The organism is Lactobacillus iners DSM 13335, assembly GCF_000160875.1.
GTDB classification, from domain to species: domain Bacteria; phylum Bacillota; class Bacilli; order Lactobacillales; family Lactobacillaceae; genus Lactobacillus; species Lactobacillus iners.
Genome location: NZ_GG700802.1, coordinates 1 through 22,359, shown reverse-complemented (window position 1 = coordinate 22,359; position 22,359 = coordinate 1). Strand labels below are relative to the sequence as shown.

General features: G+C 32.1%; 21 protein-coding genes. 5 read left to right on the top strand and 16 right to left on the bottom strand.

Going from position 1 to position 22,359, the window contains the following annotated elements:
• Positions 1–2: 2 nt before the first annotated feature.
• From HMPREF0520_RS00950 to murB, 5 genes are read right to left on the bottom strand one after another with little or no spacing between them, the layout of a single operon-like run.
• Positions 3–1,076, bottom strand: a complete 1,074-nt coding sequence (locus HMPREF0520_RS00950; protein ID WP_006729025.1) for an ABC transporter substrate-binding protein — start codon at positions 1,074–1,076, stop codon at positions 3–5.
• Entirely contained in the window at positions 1,073–1,873 is an 801-nt protein-coding gene (locus HMPREF0520_RS00945; RefSeq protein ID WP_006729024.1) for an ABC transporter permease, read from the bottom strand. The genes HMPREF0520_RS00950 and HMPREF0520_RS00945 overlap by 4 nt, the downstream gene beginning before the upstream one ends.
• Positions 1,870–2,682 carry an ABC transporter permease gene (locus HMPREF0520_RS00940; RefSeq protein ID WP_006730672.1) on the bottom strand — a complete coding sequence of 271 codons (813 nt, stop codon included), beginning with the start codon at positions 2,680–2,682 and terminating at the stop codon, positions 1,870–1,872. The genes HMPREF0520_RS00945 and HMPREF0520_RS00940 overlap by 4 nt, the downstream gene beginning before the upstream one ends.
• Entirely contained in the window at positions 2,669–3,775 is a 1,107-nt protein-coding gene (locus HMPREF0520_RS00935; RefSeq protein WP_006729022.1) for an ABC transporter ATP-binding protein, read from the bottom strand. The genes HMPREF0520_RS00940 and HMPREF0520_RS00935 overlap by 14 nt, the downstream gene beginning before the upstream one ends.
• A 54-nt stretch (positions 3,776–3,829) precedes the next feature.
• A complete protein-coding gene (gene murB / locus HMPREF0520_RS00930; RefSeq protein WP_006731171.1) occupies positions 3,830–4,744 on the bottom strand; it encodes a UDP-N-acetylmuramate dehydrogenase in 915 nt (304 codons plus the stop codon).
• Positions 4,745–4,857: 113 nt separating this feature from the next.
• Between murB and HMPREF0520_RS00925 the strand changes: the two genes are divergently transcribed.
• A complete protein-coding gene (locus tag HMPREF0520_RS00925) occupies positions 4,858–5,391 on the top strand; it encodes a 3'-5' exonuclease (protein ID WP_006729020.1) in 534 nt (177 codons plus the stop codon).
• Between the two features lie 77 nt (positions 5,392–5,468).
• Here the strand turns inward: HMPREF0520_RS00925 and tsaE are convergent, their stop codons facing one another.
• Genes tsaE through HMPREF0520_RS00910 form a run of 3 tightly spaced genes read right to left on the bottom strand, consistent with a single transcriptional unit; the run spans position 5,469 to position 7,668 of the window.
• Positions 5,469–5,945: a tRNA (adenosine(37)-N6)-threonylcarbamoyltransferase complex ATPase subunit type 1 TsaE gene (tsaE, locus tag HMPREF0520_RS00920; protein ID WP_006729019.1), complete on the bottom strand. Its 477-nt coding sequence runs from the start codon at positions 5,943–5,945 to the stop codon at positions 5,469–5,471.
• Positions 5,942–6,922 carry a phosphate acetyltransferase gene (pta, locus tag HMPREF0520_RS00915; RefSeq protein ID WP_006729018.1) on the bottom strand — a complete coding sequence of 327 codons (981 nt, stop codon included), beginning with the start codon at positions 6,920–6,922 and terminating at the stop codon, positions 5,942–5,944. The genes tsaE and pta overlap by 4 nt, the downstream gene beginning before the upstream one ends.
• A 50-nt stretch (positions 6,923–6,972) precedes the next feature.
• Positions 6,973–7,668, bottom strand: coding sequence for a uracil-DNA glycosylase (locus tag HMPREF0520_RS00910; RefSeq protein ID WP_006729017.1), 696 nt, complete (start codon positions 7,666–7,668; stop codon positions 6,973–6,975).
• Positions 7,669–7,755: 87 nt separating this feature from the next.
• Between HMPREF0520_RS00910 and HMPREF0520_RS00905 the strand changes: the two genes are divergently transcribed.
• Positions 7,756–8,619, top strand: coding sequence for a Cof-type HAD-IIB family hydrolase (locus HMPREF0520_RS00905; protein ID WP_006729016.1), 864 nt, complete (start codon positions 7,756–7,758; stop codon positions 8,617–8,619).
• A complete protein-coding gene (locus tag HMPREF0520_RS00900) occupies positions 8,619–9,134 on the top strand; it encodes a hypothetical protein (RefSeq protein WP_006729015.1) in 516 nt (171 codons plus the stop codon). Before HMPREF0520_RS00905 ends, HMPREF0520_RS00900 begins: the two co-directional genes overlap by 1 nt.
• Positions 9,135–9,140: 6 nt before the next feature.
• Here HMPREF0520_RS00900 and HMPREF0520_RS00895 read toward each other — a convergent pair whose 3' ends face one another.
• The 6 genes from HMPREF0520_RS00895 to HMPREF0520_RS00870 form a co-directional block, all read right to left on the bottom strand.
• Positions 9,141–9,377 carry a hypothetical protein gene (locus tag HMPREF0520_RS00895; protein ID WP_009310718.1) on the bottom strand — a complete coding sequence of 79 codons (237 nt, stop codon included), beginning with the start codon at positions 9,375–9,377 and terminating at the stop codon, positions 9,141–9,143.
• A 493-nt stretch (positions 9,378–9,870) separates the two neighbouring features.
• On the bottom strand, positions 9,871–11,160 hold the full coding sequence (locus HMPREF0520_RS00890; RefSeq protein ID WP_006729013.1) for an extracellular solute-binding protein: 1,290 nt from the start codon (positions 11,158–11,160) through the stop codon (positions 9,871–9,873).
• A gap of 38 nt (positions 11,161–11,198) precedes the next feature.
• Entirely contained in the window at positions 11,199–12,488 is a 1,290-nt protein-coding gene (locus HMPREF0520_RS00885; RefSeq protein ID WP_006729012.1) for an MBL fold metallo-hydrolase, read from the bottom strand.
• A complete protein-coding gene (locus HMPREF0520_RS00880; RefSeq protein ID WP_006729011.1) occupies positions 12,472–13,290 on the bottom strand; it encodes a carbohydrate ABC transporter permease in 819 nt (272 codons plus the stop codon). Before HMPREF0520_RS00880 ends, HMPREF0520_RS00885 begins: the two co-directional genes overlap by 17 nt.
• 1 nt (position 13,291) lies before the next feature.
• Positions 13,292–14,155, bottom strand: a complete 864-nt coding sequence (locus HMPREF0520_RS00875; protein WP_006729010.1) for a carbohydrate ABC transporter permease — start codon at positions 14,153–14,155, stop codon at positions 13,292–13,294.
• A complete protein-coding gene (locus HMPREF0520_RS00870) occupies positions 14,155–15,249 on the bottom strand; it encodes an ABC transporter ATP-binding protein (RefSeq protein ID WP_006729009.1) in 1,095 nt (364 codons plus the stop codon). The genes HMPREF0520_RS00875 and HMPREF0520_RS00870 overlap by 1 nt, the downstream gene beginning before the upstream one ends.
• A 162-nt stretch (positions 15,250–15,411) precedes the next feature.
• Here HMPREF0520_RS00870 and galE point away from each other — a divergent pair, with 162 nt between their 5' ends.
• Positions 15,412–16,401, top strand: coding sequence for a UDP-glucose 4-epimerase GalE (galE, locus tag HMPREF0520_RS00865; protein ID WP_006729008.1), 990 nt, complete (start codon positions 15,412–15,414; stop codon positions 16,399–16,401).
• A gap of 57 nt (positions 16,402–16,458) precedes the next feature.
• Here galE and HMPREF0520_RS00860 read toward each other — a convergent pair whose 3' ends face one another.
• Complete coding sequence (locus HMPREF0520_RS00860; RefSeq protein ID WP_006729007.1) at positions 16,459–17,658, bottom strand: acetate/propionate family kinase; 1,200 nt, start codon at positions 17,656–17,658, stop codon at positions 16,459–16,461.
• Between the two features lie 165 nt (positions 17,659–17,823).
• Positions 17,824–20,418 carry a bifunctional acetaldehyde-CoA/alcohol dehydrogenase gene (gene adhE, locus HMPREF0520_RS00855; RefSeq protein ID WP_006729006.1) on the bottom strand — a complete coding sequence of 865 codons (2,595 nt, stop codon included), beginning with the start codon at positions 20,416–20,418 and terminating at the stop codon, positions 17,824–17,826.
• 329 nt (positions 20,419–20,747) lie between these two features.
• On the opposite strand from adhE, the gene HMPREF0520_RS00850 reads away from it, so the two are divergent.
• A complete protein-coding gene (locus HMPREF0520_RS00850) occupies positions 20,748–22,121 on the top strand; it encodes an amino acid permease (protein ID WP_006729005.1) in 1,374 nt (457 codons plus the stop codon).
• Positions 22,122–22,359 lie beyond the last annotated feature (238 nt).

Here is a 22,359-nt window from a genome sequence, read left to right as displayed (position 1 = left end):
TTCTAGTGTGCATACATTTTAAACTCTAAAAATAGGTCATTATATTCTTGTATCTTTTCTGATCGCAAATTTTTAAAGACCTGTAAATGCTTCATAGTAGATGTAGCAGGATAAAATTGACGATCTTTTTTAATTGAATCTGGTAATAATTTCTTAGCTAACATGTTAGGTGTTGCATACCCTATATATTTAGCATTTTGAGCAGCATTTTTAGGATCAAGCATAAAATTAATAAAGGCATATGCACCCGCCTGATTTTTAGCAGTCTTCGGAATAACAATATTATCTAACCATAAATTAGATCCTTCGGAAGGAACTACATAATGCAAATGTGGATTTTCATTTAACATAGTTCTTGCCTCTCCTGACCATGTTACTCCAATTGAAGCTTCATTTCTTATCATATACATTTTTAATTCATCGGCAATAATGGCTTTTACATTTGATCCTAAAGCATCCAATTTTGTCTTAGCTAATTTTAATTTTAACGAATCTTGACTATTAACAGAATTTTTCATAGAAATTAATGATAAGCCCATAATATCACGAGCAGAATCTACTAATAAAATCTGATGTTTAAACTTGCTTTTCCACAAATCATTCCAATGTTTAATCTCACCTTTTTTAACAAATTTATCGTTATAAATAATTCCTAATGTTCCCCAAAAATAAGGGATAGAATACTTATTACCATAATCAAATGATTGGTTCATAAATTGAGGATCAATATTTTTAATATTGGCAATATTACGCAAATTGATCTTTTTTAGCAAGTGTGATTCTTTCATCTTGGAAACCATATAATCTGACGGGATACAAATATCATACGCAGTACCACCTTGCTTAATCTTGGTATACATCGATTCATTAGAATCAAATGTCTCATAAATTACATGGTATCCAGTCTGATTTTCAAATTTTTTCAATAATTTAGGATCAATATAATCACCCCAATTATATATAATTAAATCTTTACTGCCTGAAGATACACCTGAATTATTTAATTTATCAGCTAAAATTTGTAACCCTAAACATACCAAAATGATGGTAATCGCCGCTAACACTAATTTCTTCATAAAGTACCAGCCCTTCCTTTAGTATGTCCTTTTTTACAAGTAATTAAATAATAAATAAACACTAAAATCAAAACAAATATGAACATTACTGTACTTAATGCATTAATTTCCAGATTAATTCCTTGTCTCGCCCGAGAATATATTTCCACCGATAATGTTGAAAAGCCATTACCAGTAACAAAAAATGTGACAGCAAAATCATCTAAAGAATAAGTTAAAGCCATGAAAAAACCTGATAAAATACCAGGAGTAATAGCTGGTAGTAAAATTTTACTAAATATCTGCCAAGAATTAGCTCCTAAATCACTAGCAGCATCGACTAATGATTTATCAAATTCTTTAAGCCGTGGCAAAACCATTAATACAACTATTGGTATCGAAAAAGCAATATGACTCAATAAAACGGATCCCATGCCTAAACTAATGCCCATAGCCGTAAATAAAATCAAAAAACTCGCACCTATGATAACATCCGGTGAAACCATTAACACATTATTTAAAGTAAGCAATAATTTTTTGCGATTTCTATTTTTAATATTATTAACGGCAATAGCCCCTAAAGTTCCAACAATAGTTGCAAACAATGATGACAGCAAGGCCAATATAATTGTTTCTATAAAAATTGCCAACAAGCGATTATCATTAATCAAATCCCAATAATGATCAAAGGTAAAATTTTTAAAATTATCCATATTATTTCCACTAGAAAATGAATAGATAATCAAATAAAAAATTGGAATATACAAAGTCAGCAAAATAAAAGTTAGGTAAAACTTATCCCACTTGAATTTTTTCATAATTTTACCTCCTTTTTCTTTTTGCTATCAGATGACGTTGAAATCATTACTGCAATCATTAAAATAATTAAAATCACACCAATTGTTGACCCCATTGGCCAATTCATAGTAGACATGAAATATTCTTCAATTGCGGTACCTAAAGTAATAACTCGATTACCTCCTATTAATCTAGTTAACATGAACAATGATAATGAAGGAATAAAAACAGCTTGCACACCTGCTTCAACTCCTGACTTTGATAGTGGCCATAAAATGCGAATGAAAGTTTGAAAATTACTTGCTCCCAAATCTTTGGCAGCCTTAACGACCGCAGGATCAATATCACAAATAGCATTATAAATAGGTAAAACCATAAAAGGAATTTCAATATACGCTGCTACTACTACAAAAGCAAAATTAGTAAATAAAATATTAACAGGACTGATTCCTACTAAACCTAAAAAATTATTTAATAGACCATGTTTGCCAAAGATGCCAATAAAAGCATATGCTTTCAATAATAAATTGATCCATGTTGGCAAAATAATCAACAATAGCCAAAATTGCTGATTTTTCATTCTACTCAAAATATATGCAGTAGGATATGATAAAAGCAAAGTAATAAATGTAATTAAAAAGGCATACCAAAAGGAATTTAGCGTCATCCGCAAAAAAGTACCATTAATAAAAAATTGTTTGAAATTATTAATGGTTAACCCATACTTACTACTAAAAGCATTCAAAGTAATCATCACTAATGGAGCAATTACAAATAAAATAATCCACAACGAATATGGAATCAAAAATAAGAGTTTATTTTTCTTCATCATCATCCTCTCCTTCATATGATTCCAATCGTTTATCAAATTCAGCTTCAGATTCGCCAAATCTCATAACATGAATATCTTCAGGGTCAAAATATAGGCCAATTTCTTTGCCGATTTTGGAAGCGTTAGTTGAATGGATTAACCACTCATTATTATCAGTATCTGTTGCCTTAATTTCAAAATGATCGCCTAAAAATAATTGACTTTCTACAGTTGCTGACAATTTACCATCAGCTACTTCAACTATATCTAAATCTTCTGGACGCAATACAACTTCAACTTTTTCACCTGGCTTAATTCCCGCATCAGCACATTCAAAACGACGATTATTGAATTCAACTAAATAATCTTCAATCATTCTTCCATTAAGAATATTAGAATCACCGATGAATCTAGCTACAAAATCATTAACTGGCTCATCATATATATCAACAGGTGTACCACTTTGTTGAATTGTACCTTGATTTAATACAAATATTTCATCACTCATTGCCAAAGCTTCTTCTTGATCATGTGTAACAAAAATAAAAGTAATACCTAACTTCTTTTGAATTTCACGCAATTCAAATTGCATATCTTTTCGCAAACGTTTATCTAAGGCAGATAATGATTCATCCAGCAATAAAACTTGCGGCTTATTAACCAAAGCTCTAGCAATAGCCACACGTTGTTGCTGCCCACCTGATAGCTCAGAAATTTCTCGATTAACAAAATCATCAAGCTGAACCATATGCAAAGCAGCTTTGACTGATCTAATAATTTCTGATTTTTCTTTCTTTTTGATCTTCAAACCAAAGGCGACATTTTCAAAAACATTCATATGCGGAAATAAGGCATAATTCTGAAAAACTGTATTAATTTGCCTTTTTGCTGCATCTAAGTGAGTAATATCCTGATTATCAAAGAATACTTTACCCGCACTAACTTCACTAAAGCCAGCAATGATTCGTAAGATGGTAGTTTTACCCGAACCTGAAGGACCGACTAAAGAATAAAATTTGCCCGATTCAATGGAAATATTTACATCATCCAATGCCACAAATCCATCATCATACTCTTTTCTAACATGTTCTAACCTTATAATGTTGCTCATTATCTTATCCTTTACCTAAAAAAAGCTACAAGTCCTACAACTTGCAGTCTCTAATTAATCATCTATTCTCTTTTCCTTGCCAATAATTCTCACTTCTGTTTGCAAATCGACATCAAATTTTTCTTTGATAACTTTTTGAATTAAGTGAATTAAATTTAAATAATCAGTAGCAGTAGCCCCACCAACATTAATTATAAAACCAGCGTGTTTTTTAGAATCTTCAGCTCCACCAATTCTTGTACCTTGCAAACCAGCTTCTATAATCATCGGTCCTACAAAATGACCTTTAGGACGTTTGAAGACACTACCACATGATGGATATTCTAAGGGCTGCTTAGCACGTCGCAAATCATTTAGATATTTCATTCTATCCGCAATAGCTTTCTTTTCGCCCGCTTTTAATCCAAATGTAGCACTAACAACAATATCACCAGTATCTTGTACAATTGAATGGCGATAACCAAATTGCATTTCATCATGCGTATAAGTTTTAAAGACACCATCTCTAGTTAAAACTTTAACCGATTTAATCACATTTTCAGTTTCTCCATCATAAGCTCCAGCATTCATAAATACGGCACCACCGACGCTACCTGGAATACCTGCTGCAAACTCTAACCCAGTTAAGCCAGCATCCCTAGCAGCATTAGACGTATTAATAATTGTTGCACCAGCTTGTGCACTTATAGTGCAATCGGATTCATTAGCAATAATTTGATTCATTTTGGTTAAAATGATCACTAATCCATCAATACCACCGTCTTTGATAATCAAATTCGATGCATTACCAATTACAGTTAATTGCATATTTTCCTGACGAACGCTTTTTACTAATAATTCTAATTCCGGCAAATTTTTAGGAAAAGCTAAAAATTCAGCTGGTCCACCTGTTTTGGTAAAAGTAAAGCGACTTAACGGTATATTCTGTTGAATATCAATTCCTTGTTGCCTTAAAGTCATCAAATTCATTTGTCGCCACCCCCATCTTTTATTACATTAATTATAATAACGCAAAAACAACTCTTTTTTCTACTATATGTTATACTGAACTTAAATTTGTTTGTTTACATTGGAGAATATTTATGAATTTCACTGCAATGGACTTTGAAACAGCTAATCGTCATTATGATAGTGCTTGTTCACTAGCCTTAGTTTTAGTTAGAGATAATAAAATTATTGACAGTTTTTATACTGTAATTAATCCACAAATGCCTTTTGATAAAAATAATATTAAAATTCATGGTATAACAGCTAATGATGTAAAAGATGCACCCACCATGGACGAAGTTTGGCCAAAAATAAGATTGTTATTTCAACCAGGTATGCTAGTTGTCGCTCATAATGCACGTTTTGACTGTAATGTCATGAAAAAATCTTTGAAAAAATATAATATTGCCGAACCACACTATCTTACCATTGATACCTTAGCTACAAGTAGAGCATTGATGCCAAATTTAAAAAATTATCGTTTGGACACTGTATCCAATCAATTAAATATTGATTTATGGCATCATCATAATGCATTAAGTGATAGTGAAGCATGTGCTGAAATATTGATTAAACAAAATCAACAGTTTGGTGATGAACAAATCAAGAACTTTATTAAATACATATAAACTATCCAATGTATCGGTATAAAAATATCTACAAAAAAAGATTAACGACACATACATGCTGTTAATCTTTAAAAATTCTATTTTTCGATGTCAGGTAAAATTTTATTTAGCCAGATATTGCTATTTTCTCCGCTACTAGTTAATACTAGACTTCGTTTAGTTGAATCCCAAGTATCATCAATTCGTGCAATATTAATTTTTAAATAATCAGCTGGTAAATTATCCATCACAAACTCTGGCCATTCAATCACAATTACTCCATTTTGTTCAAAATAATCATTCAAATCAATACTCGAGAGATCACTATCTTTTAAGCGATACATATCCATATGAAACAATGGCAATGTTCCTTCCTTATATTCACGAACTATTGTATAAGTAGGACTTTTTACGGGTCTTTTAATGCCTAGAGCTTTAGCAATTCCTTTAGTTAAAGTTGTTTTACCAGCCCCTAGATCACCAGTTAGTAGCAATATATTTCCTGCTACTGCATGCGTTCCTAAAATTTGTCCGAGATCTTGCATTTCATGATCAGAAGTAATTAATAATTTCATTTTTTAGCCTCAATTGCTTGCACAGCTGTTAAGATTCCTGCTAAATAAACATCATTTGCCGAGCAACCACGTGATAAATCATTGATTGGAGCTGCTAGTCCTTGCAAAACGGGACCAACTGCCGTAAAATTACCCAACCTTTGTGCAATTTTGTAACCAATATTTCCTGATTGTAACTCAGGAAAAACAAAAACATTAGCTTTACCAGCAACTTCAGAATTAGGAGCTTTTTTAGCAGCAACATTAGCTACAAAAGCCGCATCAAACTGTAACTCACCATCAATTTTCACTTCTGGATGCGTTTCATGCACGATTTTTGTTGCTTGAATCACTTTGTCTATCATAGGTCCCTTAGCAGATCCTTTGGTAGAAAAACTTAACATAGCAACTTTAGGATCTAATCCAATCATTTTAGCTGTTAAGTATGATTGATATGCGATTTCAGCTAGAGTTTGTGCATCTGGATCAATATTAATAGCACAATCAGAAAATATATATTTCTCCGTTTCTCTTTCTATAATCATTGCACCCGACACACGAGACATACCTGGTAAAGTTTTAATAATTTGCAATGCTGGTCTAACTGTATCGGCAGTAGAATGAGCTGCTCCCGATACCATTCCAGCAGCTTTATGTAAATATACCAACATCGTTCCAAAATAAGAACCATGTTTGAGCATTTCTGCAGCTTCTTGTACAGTATTCTTGCCATTACGACGTTTGACCAAGGCATCAATCATCTCATCGATTTGATTATAAGTTAAAGGATTAATAATTCGAATATCCGCCAAATTTAAATGGTTTTGCAGTGCCAATTTTTTTATTTCGTCAACATCCCCTAATAAAATAGGATTAACCATTCTTTCTGATTTAAGTCGACAAACTGCCTCCAAAACCCTTAAATCATTACCTTCTGGAAAAACAATACTTTGTTCACAAGATAATGCCTTTTGTTTTAAGATATCAAATACTTTCATCTGATTTAATTTTCCTCCCCATCATAACTATGCTATACATCATATTATAATTAAACAACATCATTAGGTGCAACCGATTCTGGTAATTGCCAATCTATAGGGCTTTTCCCTAATTTTTTTAATAATTCATTACATTTAGAAAAAGGATGCGAGCCAAAAAATCCATAACTAGCAGATAGTGGACTAGGGTGTGCTGATTTTAAAATGAAATTTTTATTGACATCAATCAGTGGTATTTTATTTTGAGCAAATTTACCCCATAAAATAAATACAACTCCTCCTCGATCACTTAAAGACTTAATCGCTTGATCAGTAACAAATTCCCAGCCTTTTCCTTGATGTCCATTCGCCTTACCATATGGGACCGTCAGGACTGCGTTTAACAATAACACCCCTTGATCGGCCCACTTTTTTAAGTAGCCATGATTAACTATCTTAGCTCCAACATCATTATGCAATTCTTTATAGATATTACGTAACGAAGGGGGTAATGCAACTCCTGGATTAACACTAAAACTCATACCCGTTGCCTGTTGAGGATTATGATATGGATCCTGTCCCAAAATCACCACCTTAGTTTTATAAAAAGGTGTCAGCTTAAATGCTGTATAAATGTGATACATATCTGGATAAATTACCTTAGTACTATATTCATGCTTGATAAATTCATGTAATTGGCGATACTTATCACTCTCAAATATAGGATCTAATATTTGATCCCAATCATTCCCAATAAATTTTTTCATCTTAATAATTAAAATCAATCTTTCTATTCTAAAAAATAACCTAATTTCATGATATCATAATGATTGAGAAATATATGGAGGAATATTATGATTAAATTGATTGCTAGCGACATGGATGGTACCTTACTTAATGAAAAAATGCAAATTTCTGCTGAAAATATCAAAGCTATAAAATATGCTCAAAAAAAGGGCGTTGAATTTTTAATTGCAACTGGTCGGAGCAAATTGGAATCTGCTAAATTATTAGCCAATGCAGGAATCAAAGTTGGCTATATTAATTTAAATGGGGCTATGCTTTACAACACTGAAGGACATTTAGTTTTTGAACAAGATATTCCTACAGAAAAAAGCAAAGAAATCATAAAGATTTTAAATGAAAGTGGCTATTATTTTGAAATTGTATCTGCTGACAATGTTTATTCAAATTCAAAATTGGAACGTATTACTAATGTTTCTAATCTTTTAGTAGACTTAAACCAAAATCTAGATTTCAAACATGCTGTTCCCCTCTCCAGCGGCTCAGAACAAATTATGGGCATATCATTCGTTGATAATTATTCAAACTTGCTTAATTTACCTAATTTCAAAGTCATGAAATTTTTAGCATTTAAACCAGATGGTGCAACCTTTGATCAAGTAAGTAAAAAATTATTGCAACTAGGAGATCTGGTTATTACTTCCAGTTCCAATACTAATATTGAAATCAATCATAAAAATGCACAAAAAGGAATTGCATTAATGCACTATGCAAAAATGAAAGGGATATCAACAAACCAAGTTATGGCTATTGGAGATAATCTGAATGATAAGTCTATGATTGAACGAGCAGGCGTTAGCGTAGCTATGGGCAATGCAGTTGATGAAATAAAAGCACTTGCTAAACATATCACACTAAAAAACACCGAAGATGGAGTGGCTCATGCAATCTATGAATTTCTAGGTGATAATTAATGTTATATCAAATACATTTGGTTAATAATATTTTTCAAAATCAATTCGAAGTAACTAATCAATATCATGAAATTTCTTACTTTATTTGTGGTTGTTTAAATACTCTCAGCCAAATGATAATACTTAAAACAAAAAATAATGAGGAGATAGGTCGTTTATACCATGATAAAAAATGCCCCAATTCAAAATATTACATTAAAATCAAAGACAATGCCCCTATTAATATAACTACTGTTAATCTAGGATACAAAGAGGTCTTATTTGCTGCTCATTTATGTTATTGGGCATATGGTAATGTTAAAAATCAACAATTTTATTGCTACAAAGGTATAAAAAAAATAGCAACAATTTTTATTGCTATTAAGTCTAATGATATAACTATTAGTTGCGATATTAAAGATAACATAGATCCTACGTACATTTTGCTAACAGCTATCTTGATTACAAAATTACACGTATCTACCCTGCATTTACCAAACTTAAAAATATTAACAAATCCACAACTGCAAGCATAATCAAAGTTATTTTTTTGGTTGTAATGACTTTAACCACAGCGGTTTAACATCTACCACACTAGACATAAATTCAAAATAGTCCGCTATATTTTGAATATCATCAATAAAGTTATCAACACCTCTTAAACAACCATGATCCAGCCATTTATATATTGAATCATATAATTGCTTGACACTCTTCCTCAAAGAATGCTCAGATATCTCACACTTATCTCCTAGTTCTTTTTTCATTATATTATACAAATATTCTTCCAAAGTTAAGCATAAGCATTTTTTCTTACACAATCTAATAACATTGGCGAAGAATATTTTTTCATCTTTAACAAAACGTAGTCCCAAAGCTATCTTTTTATCTAAATCAAGATGTTGCTTATCTGCATAGAAGCTTTTAATTTTGGCTTGTACACAAATGGCAGCAAAATTACTTAACGTTTTATACTTATTATAAAATGTTTGTCTAGAAATATTACTACGCTGACATAAATGCTTTATGGAGCAATTATAATTTGCCCTACTGGATAATTCCTTATAAAAGATTTCGACTTGTTTAATAAAACAGGTTTCTATAAAAATCTACCTCCCAAATTAATATTACCAACGCTATTATAGTAGCAATATAAGCAAACTATATCAATATCTTATTGACACTAATTTAGTTTTGTCAAAAAAAGAGTATTTATTTATTAAATTTGTCAAAAAATAAAAAAGGGATGCATAACATCCCTTTTTATAATAATTATTGTTTCCAAGCACTATCAATCTTATGTTGACCCTTTTTAATATTTTCGGACCAATCTTTGTGCTTTTTAGCTTGGGCAAACACAGCCTGTAATTCAGTGTTTACAGCAGCATATGCAGCGTTACTATTCTTAACAACAGGAACACTATATAAGTTGGCCATTGCCTTAGTCAAAATTGGTGGCATCTTGGTCTTCTTTGATTCCTTATATGCTTCTGAAGAAATCACTGTATTTGTTACAGGAATATATCCAGTCTTATCAGCCCATGCAAGTTGATTTTCTTTTGTTAACAAGAACTTAATAAACATAAATGCAGCAGCCTTTTGATCGGCACTTGCACTATCAAACATGTAAATATCTGTACCTTGTGCGATATTGTATTCTGATGGACGAGGTGCAACACCGTATTCAAACTTTTTGCCTACACCCATTTTAACGAAACATTCACCTGCAGAAGAACCTACATACATCGCAAGTTTTTGGTTAGAGAAATCTCCTGAGAGATAGCCAGCTGAACCTGCAGTTTGGAAGTAACCATCCTTAATACCATTAGCGTAGAAATCAATAATGCTCTTGGAATCAGAACTAGTAAAGTCAATCTTATTATTGAAATCATGACCTTTTTCTTTCATACCCAAAGCATAATAGTTAGAAAGTGAGTCAAAACCTGCACCTACAACTTTGTGATCACTCTTCTTGTAAATAACTTTAGCTGCTTTTTTCAATTCAGCCATATTCTTAGGAACTTTTACGCCATATTTCTTTAATAAATCTTTGTTGTAAAGTAATACTTCAATTGACTTATTAAATGGTATACCATATTGTACTCCCTTAATTTGAGCACCTTTTAACAAGTCAGCTCTAATGTCACTCTTAGTAACAGATCCCCATCCAATCTTTGAATTGGTAATATATGGTTTCATATCAACTAATTTCTTAGCTTGTGCTGCTACTAACAACCAACCTGGATATGCCTGACTAATTGTTGGTAAATTTTTAGGTGATTGTAGAGTTGAATTAATCTTAGCTTGTAAATCAGAATACTTTCCTTGATTTTCAAGCTTAATATGAATCTTAGGATTCTTAGCTTCAAACTCCTTAGCCATGCTCTTTAAAGCCTTTTCTTGGCCACCAACCATACCATGCCAGAAAACAACAGTAGTCTTTTTACTAATCTTAGTTGGTATCTTAGCACTAGAATTGCTACTCTTATTTGAACATGCTGTCAATGATACTACAGCTAAAGCAGTTACTGCCAAAGTAGCTAACTTTTTGGTAAATTTCATATGTCCTCCCAATAAACAAAACGAAAACAACAACAATTTTACTCAAATGTAAATACTTGATTACGTTCGGGTAAAAGACGACTTCCACATGGATTCTCCAAAAGTTCTGGATGCATTGAATGAACGGGTACCAAAACATTTGGTTCAAACCCACGTATTATTTTTTCTAATGCTGATGCACTGGCATGACCAGAACAGCGCAGCATCACAACTTCTACCTGATGTTGTTCTAATGTATCAACAAATGGCTGATAAGCAGGATCAAAGCTACCTAATGGTTCTGCATTACTATGGATATACAAACTACCACTCTTTAACTTATCAAAATCAGCTACAGCTTGCCATAAGAATTCACTTTCATCAGCTAATAAAGTATTATAATTAACTTCTAAATCTGAACGCAAAATTGGAATTATCTCTTCACCAGGCAAGTAATAGTATGCTACATCAACACCAATTGACAATTTCAAAAATTCGGCTCTTTTGGCAGAAAGGACAACTTTTCTAGGCGAATCTTTAATAATTCGAAGAATTCTTTCTACATTAGAAATATAAGTATTAAAGGTGATTTGTCGCTTTGGATTATCTATCTGATATTGAACAATCCTATCAATCAATTCATCTTCATTTTTAGGTCCAGTAAATTCTTCGCTATGGTTCTCATTAGGCCAAGACAAGGCAGTAGATTCAATAATCAACATATCACAGCCGTGTCCTTTATGCATAAAAGCTTCTACCCATTCTGGGTGATAACCATGCAATCTAATATCACCAGTATAAGCAATTTTTTTATCAGGAGTTTTAATAATTAGCCCTGTTGCACCATACGCATCATGATCACTAGGAACAATTTCTAATGTAATATCACCTACTTTAATTGGCACATTCAAATCAGCAGCTATTATCGGGCGAGTGTAATTTTTAGGTTTTCCAGCTGCAGGTAATAAATAATTGCCATCTTTATTTAAAACTGGCAACATACTAGCAGTAATTGGACCTGTATATAATTTAACAGACTCATCTAATAAATTAAGGGCTTTACTATGATCTAAATGTACATGTGATATATAGGCTGCACTAGCTTTCCAATGACTATCGGATAATTTCTTGCCTGTTAAATGATAATCGTAAAAATCAGGCACATCACCGATTAATTGATTATCGATTAAGGTTTGAAAACTTTCATCCGCCAATTCTAAGTCTGGTTTAAACACTTCTCCTAAGTCAAATAAAACATGAGAATCATTATAAGCCACTTCAATCATTGGTCCACCAATAGTGGTTAAGCCATTGTAAAATGTAACTTTTGTTTTATGCTTTAAATTCATGATTTACAACTCCACGTATAATTTGCTTTCTAAATACAAAGTAAACAATTAAGATTGGTAACACGATTAAAGTCGCAGCTGCTAATTGCAATTGCGTTTGTGAACCAGCTTCCGTAGCAAATGCTGCTAATCCATTATTTAACAAACGCATATCTGACTCGTTAGTAACTAATAATGGCCACAAGAAAGCATTCCAACCTGAGATAAAACTCAATAATGCAACAGTAATTAAGCCACTTTTAGACATTGGCACTAAAATTCGCCAAATATACTCCCAATCACTAGCTCCATCAATCATTGCAGCTTTATACACAGTTGGCGTAATTGATTTGAAATAACTTTGCAAATAGTACATATAAAATATAGATGTTAAAAAAGGTATAACTAAACCTATGTATGTATTAATCAATCCCATACTCATAATAGTAGTATAGTTAGTAAAAATAATTGCCTCACCTGGTACCATTAATAATGATATCAATATGATTTTAATTAACCCTTTACCTTTAAATTTCAGGTTTGCCATGGCAAATGCTCCCAAAATCGAAGTGAATAAACTTACAACTGTAGTCGTAGTTGCAGTCACAAAGGTATTAAAAAAGTATCTCGCAAAAGGAGCTTGATTAAATACTGCTAGGTAATTACTAATTTTAAAACTACCCGGTACAAAGGTAGGCGGTATACGTGTAGTTTCTTCATATGTCATCAGTCCACCAAAAATCATATAAATGAAGGGGAAGACTGTAATAATAGCAAAAAATGTTACAAAAATATAAATAAGTATTGTTTTAATTTTTTTCATGCTAACTGTTCACTCTCTTCATTAACTTACGTTGCAGACATGTTATAAATAAAATAAACAAGAATAAACATACAGTCGCTGCCATCGCAACTCCTGGTGTATTAGCAACTTGAAATTTATTATAAATATAGAAAACGGATGTAATCGCTGAATTACCTTGTCCAGCTGACCCATTAAATAAGGCAAACACTTGTGTATAAACTTTAAAGGCACCTATTAAGTTAACTGTTAACAAAAACGCTAAAGTTGGAAATAGTTGTGGAATCGTAATACGCCAAAACTTTTCACTTTCATTAGCACCATACATATCAGCTAATACATAATAATTAGGGTCAATATTACGCAAAGCACCTATTAATATAACAATATTAAAGGCTAGCGATGACCATATACCAAAAATAATTAATGAAATAAGGCTCATACTTGGATCATCTAACCAATCTGGTGCTGGTAAATGTAGCATTTTTAAAACAAAATCCAACAATCCATATTTACCATTAAAGATGTATCTAAAAACAATACCAGTAGCAATTGTACTAGTAACGTAAGGCATAAAAAACATTGCTTCAAAAAAGCTCTGATGTCTTATTTTAGAAAATACAAACCAAGCTAACGCTAATGCAATCGCTAATGCAATCGGTACAGTCATAAATGCATAGATAGCAGTATTGGTCAATGAATTCCAAAAATCGGTATCAGCAAATATATATTTATAGTTTTCTATTCCGTTGAAATTTAAACAAATTAACGGTCCACCCTGAAAACTGATAATAAATGCTCTAATAATTGGCCAAATACTAAAGATTGTTACAGATATAATCGCTGGTAGCAAAAATAACCAAGCCTTTTTTTGATTATTTTTCATTAATATATTCGCTCCCCATTATTATCAAATATAAACGCACGATCGAGGTTTAATCCAAAACAGACTTCATCACTAGGCTCTACATTTGCTTCAACTTTAACTAAAGACCGTTGTCCTAAGCCATTAATTGTAAATTTGAGGATGCGTTCTCGACCTATCAATTCAATATCATCAATTTTGCAAGTGAAAAATCCATCTGCTTGATTATCAACTGGAAAAACATTTTCAGGTCTCAAGCTCAAAGTATAAACGCCATCAGTAAGATTTTTCTTAAATCTATCAGAATCAAAAGCAGAAATTGGTATCTCAAAACCATCTCCTATAACTTTGCCATCTGATACTTCCACATTAAAATTATCAACAACAGGATTACCAATAAAATTAGCAACAAACTGATTAGCAGGATTTAAATAGATCTCATAACTTGCAGCATCCTGCTGAATAACTCCTTCATTAAATAAAATAATTTTATCTCCAATGGACAATGCTTCTTCTTGATCATGAGTAACAAATAAAGTAGTGATTCCAACTTTCTTTACAAGTGCACGAATTTCTTCTCTAATTTTTAATCTTAAGCGTGCATCCAAATTACTCAAAGGTTCATCCATCAACAAGATCTTAGGCTGTTGCACTAAAGCTCTAGCTATAGAAACACGTTGTTGTTGCCCACCTGATAATTTACCTGGCTTTTGATTAGCATATTCTTCAATATGAGTTAATCGCATAAAACGTTCAGCAATCTGTTTAGCTTCTTCTTTGCTCTTCTTATTCTTACCTACAGTCATAGGAAACATAACATTTTGTAAAACTGTCATATGTGGATATAAGGCATAATTTTGAAACACATAGCCTATATTTCTATCTTTAGGTGCTACATTCAAAACTGACTTACCATCTACTAGAATATCACCACCAGTAGGATTCAATAAGCCGGCAACCATATTCAAAGTTGTCGTTTTACCACAACCACTAGGTCCTAATAAGCAAACTAACTCGCCTTTTTTAACCGTGAAACTTATATCTGATATTGCTTGATATCCGTTTTCGTATACCATTTTCAGGTTTTTTATCTGTATAAAATTATCTTCGTTCATTGTTCTCTCGCTGTATATTAAATTATCTTCTAAAGGAATTGTAAGATATTTTAGCAAAAAAAACAATTTAATTTGTAATAAAAATCTTTTAATAATCCACTATTTTAAATTTTGATATAATATGTTACAATCCGATTCATAGTAAGAAAGAGGGTATTTTATATGAACATATTAGTTATTGGTGGAGCTGGATACATAGGTTCACATGCTGTTCGTAAATTACTTGATTCAGGTTATCATGTAGTCGTTCTCGATAATCTAATTACAGGTCATCGAAAAGCAATTGATCCCCGAGCTAAGTTTTATCAAGTTGATTTATTAAATACTTTTTTAGTTTCAAAGATTTTAAGAAATGAAAAAATTGACGCTGTTATGCATTTTGCAGCTTATTCATTAGTATCAGAGTCAGTTCAAAAGCCACTATTATATTATCAAAATAATATTACTGGTATGATTTCGCTACTAAATGCTATGAATGATGCTAAAGTTAAATATCTTATCTTTTCATCGTCAGCTGCAACTTATGGAATACCTGAAAAATTACCAATTACTGAAGAGGCACCATTAAAACCAATTAATCCTTATGGTGAAACCAAAATGATGATGGAAAAGATGATGTTATGGGCAGATAAAGCTAATAATATTAAATCCATCGCTTTACGTTATTTTAATGTTGCTGGAGCTACCAGTGATGGCACAATTGGTGAAGACCATAGAACAGAATCTCATTTAATTCCAAACATTTTAAAATGTGCTGATAGTCATGACAAAATATTTACAATTTATGGTAATGATTACCAAACTATCGACGGTACCAATGTCCGTGATTATGTTGAAGTTGAAGATTTAATTGATGCACATATTCTAGCTTTGAAGCATCTGATAAAGACTAATCTATCAGATGTATTCAATTTAGGAACAACACATGGATATTCAAATTTGGAAATTCTGGAATGTGCAAAACGGATTACTGCGACAGATATTCCCTACAAATTTGGACCACGTAGAGGCGGCGACCCTGATTCGCTAGTAGCTGATTCTACTAAAGCTAGAACCATTTTAGGCTGGCAACCTAAACATGAAAATATCGATAATATTATCGCTTCTGCATGGAAATGGCATCAAAAACATCCTAATGGATATGAAGATTAAAAAAAGGAACAATCACATTGAGGTGATTGTTCCCTTTTATTTACGAAAAAATATCTCTTATTTGTTAATCTGAGCTAAACGAACTACATCCCTAGCAATAACTAATTCTTCATTTGTAGGAATAATAAGTATCTTGGCTTTTGAATCGACAGCCGATATAACTTTTTCACCATTGACTGAATTTGCTTTTTCATCAATCTTCAATCCTAAAACAGACAACTTATCAACAATAGCTTGGCGATATAATGATTCATTTTCACCTATTCCAGCAGTAAACACTAAAGCATCTAACCCGCCCATATCCACGTAATAAGAACCAATATACTTAATAATTCGATTAACGAAAATATCTTTAGCCAACTTGGCTTTGACATCACCTGCAGCAGCTTTTTTTCTAATATCTCGCATATCTGGAGAATAATCAGATATACCTAAAATACCTGATTTATTATTTAAAATATTAATCATCTTATTAAAATCACTAATATTTTCTTTTTTCATCACATATTGTAAAACTGAAGGATCAATATCTCCACTACGTGTTGACATTGTAATTCCTGCTACAGGGCTAAAGCCCATAGACGTATCATATGATTTACCATCTTTAATTGCAGTTATGGAAGCCCCATTACCTAGATGGCAAACAATCATCTTTAACTCATTAAGCGGCTTATTTAAAAGTTCAGCTGCTCGATGTGAAACATATCTGACTGATGTTCCATGGGCTCCATATTTTCTAGCACGGTATTTTTCATAATACTTATAAGGCAATGAGTATAAATAGTGTACTGGATCCAATGTATGATGAAATGAAGTATCAAATACAGCTACTTGTGGTACTCCTGGTAATAATTGCATAAAATCCCTAATGCCATCAGCTTCATAAGGATTATGTAAAGGTGCGTAGTCAGATAAATCATAAATTTGTTGCAACTTTTCTTTATCAATCAAAGCACTTTCAGAAAAGATTTCTCCACCTGCCACTACTCGGTGACCTATACCCGCAATTTCTTTTAAATCATTAATAACATTATACTTAGGCAACCACGTCAATAATAATTGAATCGCAGTTTTATGGTCAGGAATCTTAATTTCAGATTCGTACTTACTACCATCGGCTAATTTCAACGAAAAGGTAGCACCAGCTAATCCTATCCTTTGTGCTTGACCTTGAGCAACAACTTCTTCAGATGGATAATTAAACAACTTGTATTTAAATGACGAACTACCAGAATTAATTGCAAGTATTTTTTTCATATTATATCTCTATCTCTCCTCATAATTTAACACATTATATTATCAAGTAAAAAGTTAATGTTTTTCTTAAGCATTAGTTAAGTTTTTTATATAAATTAAGATACCAACAAAAAAGCCACCAATTGCCTTACACAATGGTAGCTCCTTTATATTTACTGAAAAAAATTAACCAACATAGATTTTTTTCATCAACTGTTCAATTTGCTTAATTAAAGGTGCTGATGGATTGGTAACTATATTTTGATCACCGTAAGCTTCAACAGCTAATTGTTCAACTTTATTATTAAAGTCAGCCTCTGAAACACCATTGTCTTTTAAATTAAGCGTCATATTAATTGATTTTGCCAATTCAACAAATTTATTAATTAAACCCTCGACTAATTCTTGATCATTTTTTCCTTGAATACCTAAGCTACGTGCAATTTCAGCATAATCTTTATCAGCTCTAAAGACTGAATAATGTGGTCTAATAGGTAATTTGCGTGGACGTTGTGCATTAAATTTGATTACATATGGCATAGTAATCGCATCACTCAATCCTGAAGGAATATTAAAAGTAGATCCTAAAGTATGAGCAATTGCATGTCCTACTCCTAAGAAGGCATTAGCATAAGCCATACCAGCTAAGGTAGATGCATTATGCATTTTACTACGTGCTGCTTGATCACCTTTATATGATTTTTCTAAATTAGCAAAAATTAACTTAATTGCTTCCATAGACCAACCACGTGTAAAGTCAGTAGCCATCGTTGATACATAACTCTCCATTGCATGTGCTAATGCTTCCATACCTGAATTAGCAACTAATTTTGCAGGAAGGGTTTCAACAAAATTGTCATCAACAATTGCAACATCAGGATTTAATGAATAATCACATAAAGTATGTTTAATACCAGTTTGTGTATCTTTAATAATAGCAAATGGTGATACTTCTGAACCAGTACCTGAAGTGGTTGGTATACATACTAATTGCACCATATTTGTTTTAGGAAAGCGAACAACTCTCTTACGAATATCAATAAATTTTTGATATGAGTCTTCTAAAGTCATGTCAGGATTTTCGTAAAATAATCGCATAATCTTAGCAGCATCCATAACAGATCCGCCACCCAAGGCTACAATAGCGTCAGGCTTAAAAATATTCATTCGATGAACACCATCTAAAATAACATCAGTTGTTGGATGTTCTTTAACAGCCTGGAAAACTTCATAACTTTTTTTACCTAATCTTTGACTGATAATATCAGTTATTTGGTTTGCGTATTTTCCTGCCACGGTTTCATCTGTTACGATAAAAAATTTTTCTACATCGGGCATATGTTTTAAATAATTAGCAGCATTATGTTCAAAATAAGTCTTCTTTGGAACCTTTATCCACTGCATATTGTCTCTTCTCATCGCAACAGTCTTAATATTCAATAAATCTGCGGCAGAAATATTATGTGACATAGAATTTGCACCATATGAGCCAGTACCTAAAGTCATGGACGGCAACATGTTATTGTACAAATCACCAATACCACCCAAAGCAGCTGGTGTATTGACTAAAATACGACATGCAGACATTGCTAAAGCAAACTTCTTAATTAATTCCTTATTTTCAGTATGAATACCAACAGTATGACCACGTCCGCCATAACTCAATAGATCTTTACAAATCTTAAATGCTTCATCTGCTCCTGATACCTTATACATAGTAAATACAGGGGATAATTTTTCAGCAGACAATGGATATTCTTTACCTACGCCACTATATTCAGCAATGATTACCTTAGTATCTTCAGGAACATCGACACCACAAAGTTTACCTATTTCGTAGGCTGACTTACCAGCAATAGGTCCAGCTACTGTTCCACGACGAGGATCAATAAAAGTAGTTTCAAATTTTTTAATTTCATCCTTGTTTAAGAAGTAACAATTCCATGCTTCAAATTCTTTTTTGACTTTATCATAAATGTCTTTATCAATAACTACAGAATTTTCTGAAGCACACACCATCCCATTATCAAACGTCTTAGACAAAATAATGTCATAAGCAGCACGTTGATAATTAGCTGTTTTTTCAATATATGCAGGGCCATTACCAGGGCCTACACCTAATGCAGGCTTACCAGAAGAATATGCAGCCTTTACCATGCCAGGACCACCAGTAGCTAAAATAGTTTGAATATTAGGATGTGTCATTAAAGCATTAGTAGCTTCAATACTTGGATATTCGATCCATTGAATACAGTTATCAGGAGCTCCTGCCTTAATTGCTGCTTCACGAATTAATTCTGCAGTTTTAACGCAGCATTTTTGAGCTTGCGGATGAAAACCAAAAATAATTGTATTACGTGTTTTTAACGCAATCATCGACTTAAAAATAACAGTAGATGTTGGATTAGTTACAGGCGTTACACCAGCAATAACACCAACTGGTTCAGCTATTTTAATTAATTGTCTTTCAGGATCCTCAGAAATGATACCTACTGTCTTTTCATGACGCAAGCTATTCCAGATATTTTCACTGGCAAACATATTTTTAATTGTTTTATCTTCAACAATACCGCGTCCTGTTTCTTCAACAGCCATCTTAGCCAATAAATAACTATTTTGTTCTCCGACTTTAGCTATCGCTTCACAAATTTTATCTACTTGTTCTTGTGAAAAATTAGCCATCTTATCTAATGCAACATGAGCTTGTACTACGTAGCTATCAATCATAGCTTGTACATCTATTTGTTCCTTTTTAGTTGTTGATGCAATTTCTTTAGCCATATAAAAATCCCTTCATTTGCTACACTGTATAATTTATTCAACTAAATTGAGTATACTACCAATGTAGCTAAGATACAATAACATTGTTAATTAATTAACAATGTATATTTGACTTGAACAGTGCAATTACTACTATAATTGCTTTTTTTAGCGTATATATTGTTTTTGTTTTCACAATCTTTTATTAGTTAAGATGGTTGCTAGAAATCATATATTATTTATATTACAATAATTAGGCGAGCAGATTTATATCCACTAACATATGCTCCATAAAGGAAATTATTTACATTATATGGTAAAATTTTCTAATACATGAAAGGAGTTAGTGAATGAAGCAGAAAAAATCTCATTCTTCAAAAGACATATCAATGAAAAGAAGCCTTACTAACACGCATATTCAGTTAATAGCTCTAGGTGGGACAATTGGCACTGGCCTTTTCTTAGGTGTTGGTAATAGTATTGAATTGGCAGGACCAGCAGTAATTTTAATTTATACACTAGTTGGATTCTTTCTTTTCCTCTTGATGCGAGCGTTAGGGGAATTAATTCTTTCAGATTTGAATAAAAATACATATATTGATTTTATTACCCAATATTTAGGCAAAGTTATCGGAACAGTTACTGGCTATCTATACTGGTTTAGTTGGCTATCGTTAGGTATGGCAGAACTAACTGCATTAGGACTATATTTTAGATATTGGTGGCACGATTTGCCACTATGGCTACCTGGATCAATCACGTTAATAATTTTGTTAATGATTAATTTAATTTCAGCTAAAGTTTTCGGTAATATGGAATTTAGTTTTGCAATTATTAAAATATTGACTATTGTTGCCTTTGTTTTATTAGTTTTTTACCTATTAATCACTAATGGATCAACAAAATTGTATGGTGCAATCAGCTTTAGTAACCTATTCAAAGATGGTGGATTTTTTGCTAAAGGTGCTAATGGTTTCTTTAGTGGCTTTCAGATGGTTATCTTTAGTTTCATCGGTGTAGAATTAATTGGATTGACTGCAGCGGAAGCACAAGATCCTAAAAAAACAATCGTCAAAGCTATTAATGAATTACCAGTTAGAATTATTTTATTTTATGTTCTCGCTATTTTAGCTATTTTATTGGTCATACCATGGAAACAAGTTGCTATTAATGATTCACCATTTGTCCAAGCATTAGGTGCAACTGGTATTAAAAATGCTGCTTGTATCATCAACTTTGTAGTAATCAGTGCTGCTATTTCTTCTACGAATACATTTATTTATAGTGGCGGACGTTTACTATTTTCTCTAAATTACCATGGACAGAGTAATTTTGCTAAATGTATGGGGCAATTAAATAAACGACAATTACCAGAAAATGCATTGCTCTTTTCAACCTTATTAATAGGGATTGCACCAATAATGAACTTATTTTTAGAAAATGCATTTCACTTCATAGCGGCTACTTCAACGAGTATGTTTTTAATAATCTGGTCCATCATGATCTGGGCACATATCCGTTATAGAAAGCAAACCCCTGAACAGCAATTACATAATTTCAGAATGCCGCTATATCCATATACAGACTACCTTGTATTAGGATTTTTCATTACTATGATTGGACTATTACTATGGGTACCAAAAGATCGTATTCCGATGATTAGTGCCTTAGTTATCTTCAGCATTTTGATATTGTCCATCAAATTTATTAAGAAAATTAAATAATATCATAAAAAATATAGCCTTAAAATGTGATATCGCATTCTAAGGCTTTTTCAATAGGCTGAAATAAAATTTATATATAAACATTTAGCGTAAGTATAGCTTCATATTTAGCGGTGTACTAGCCCAAAAATATTATCCATAAAGAATACTGCACAAGATAATATTCATCAGCTACAATTTAATCAGCTATTTTAACTATCATAAATTTATGCTATTAAAAAGTTATATATCATTACAG

Coding starts and splice junctions, on each gene's coding strand:
- HMPREF0520_RS00860 (WP_006729007.1), bottom strand. CDS start 17,658: ATGAAAAAAATACTTGCAATTAATTCTGGTAGTTCGTCATTTAAATAC.
- HMPREF0520_RS00900 (WP_006729015.1), top strand. CDS start 8,619: ATGTTATATCAAATACATTTGGTTAATAATATTTTTCAAAATCAATTC.
- HMPREF0520_RS00880 (WP_006729011.1), bottom strand. CDS start 13,290: ATGAAAAAAATTAAAACAATACTTATTTATATTTTTGTAACATTTTTT.
- HMPREF0520_RS00890 (WP_006729013.1), bottom strand. CDS start 11,160: ATGAAATTTACCAAAAAGTTAGCTACTTTGGCAGTAACTGCTTTAGCT.
- HMPREF0520_RS00850 (WP_006729005.1), top strand. CDS start 20,748: ATGAAGCAGAAAAAATCTCATTCTTCAAAAGACATATCAATGAAAAGA.
- HMPREF0520_RS00925 (WP_006729020.1), top strand. CDS start 4,858: ATGAATTTCACTGCAATGGACTTTGAAACAGCTAATCGTCATTATGAT.
- HMPREF0520_RS00885 (WP_006729012.1), bottom strand. CDS start 12,488: ATGAATTTAAAGCATAAAACAAAAGTTACATTTTACAATGGCTTAACC.
- galE (WP_006729008.1), top strand. CDS start 15,412: ATGAACATATTAGTTATTGGTGGAGCTGGATACATAGGTTCACATGCT.
- tsaE (WP_006729019.1), bottom strand. CDS start 5,945: ATGAAATTATTAATTACTTCTGATCATGAAATGCAAGATCTCGGACAA.
- HMPREF0520_RS00950 (WP_006729025.1), bottom strand. CDS start 1,076: ATGAAGAAATTAGTGTTAGCGGCGATTACCATCATTTTGGTATGTTTA.
- HMPREF0520_RS00875 (WP_006729010.1), bottom strand. CDS start 14,155: ATGAAAAATAATCAAAAAAAGGCTTGGTTATTTTTGCTACCAGCGATT.
- HMPREF0520_RS00910 (WP_006729017.1), bottom strand. CDS start 7,668: ATGAAAAAATTTATTGGGAATGATTGGGATCAAATATTAGATCCTATA.
- HMPREF0520_RS00945 (WP_006729024.1), bottom strand. CDS start 1,873: ATGAAAAAATTCAAGTGGGATAAGTTTTACCTAACTTTTATTTTGCTG.
- HMPREF0520_RS00935 (WP_006729022.1), bottom strand. CDS start 3,775: ATGAGCAACATTATAAGGTTAGAACATGTTAGAAAAGAGTATGATGAT.
- adhE (WP_006729006.1), bottom strand. CDS start 20,418: ATGGCTAAAGAAATTGCATCAACAACTAAAAAGGAACAAATAGATGTA.
- HMPREF0520_RS00940 (WP_006730672.1), bottom strand. CDS start 2,682: ATGAAGAAAAATAAACTCTTATTTTTGATTCCATATTCGTTGTGGATT.
- HMPREF0520_RS00905 (WP_006729016.1), top strand. CDS start 7,756: ATGATTAAATTGATTGCTAGCGACATGGATGGTACCTTACTTAATGAA.
- HMPREF0520_RS00870 (WP_006729009.1), bottom strand. CDS start 15,249: ATGAACGAAGATAATTTTATACAGATAAAAAACCTGAAAATGGTATAC.
- pta (WP_006729018.1), bottom strand. CDS start 6,922: ATGAAAGTATTTGATATCTTAAAACAAAAGGCATTATCTTGTGAACAA.
- murB (WP_006731171.1), bottom strand. CDS start 4,744: ATGAATTTGATGACTTTAAGGCAACAAGGAATTGATATTCAACAGAAT.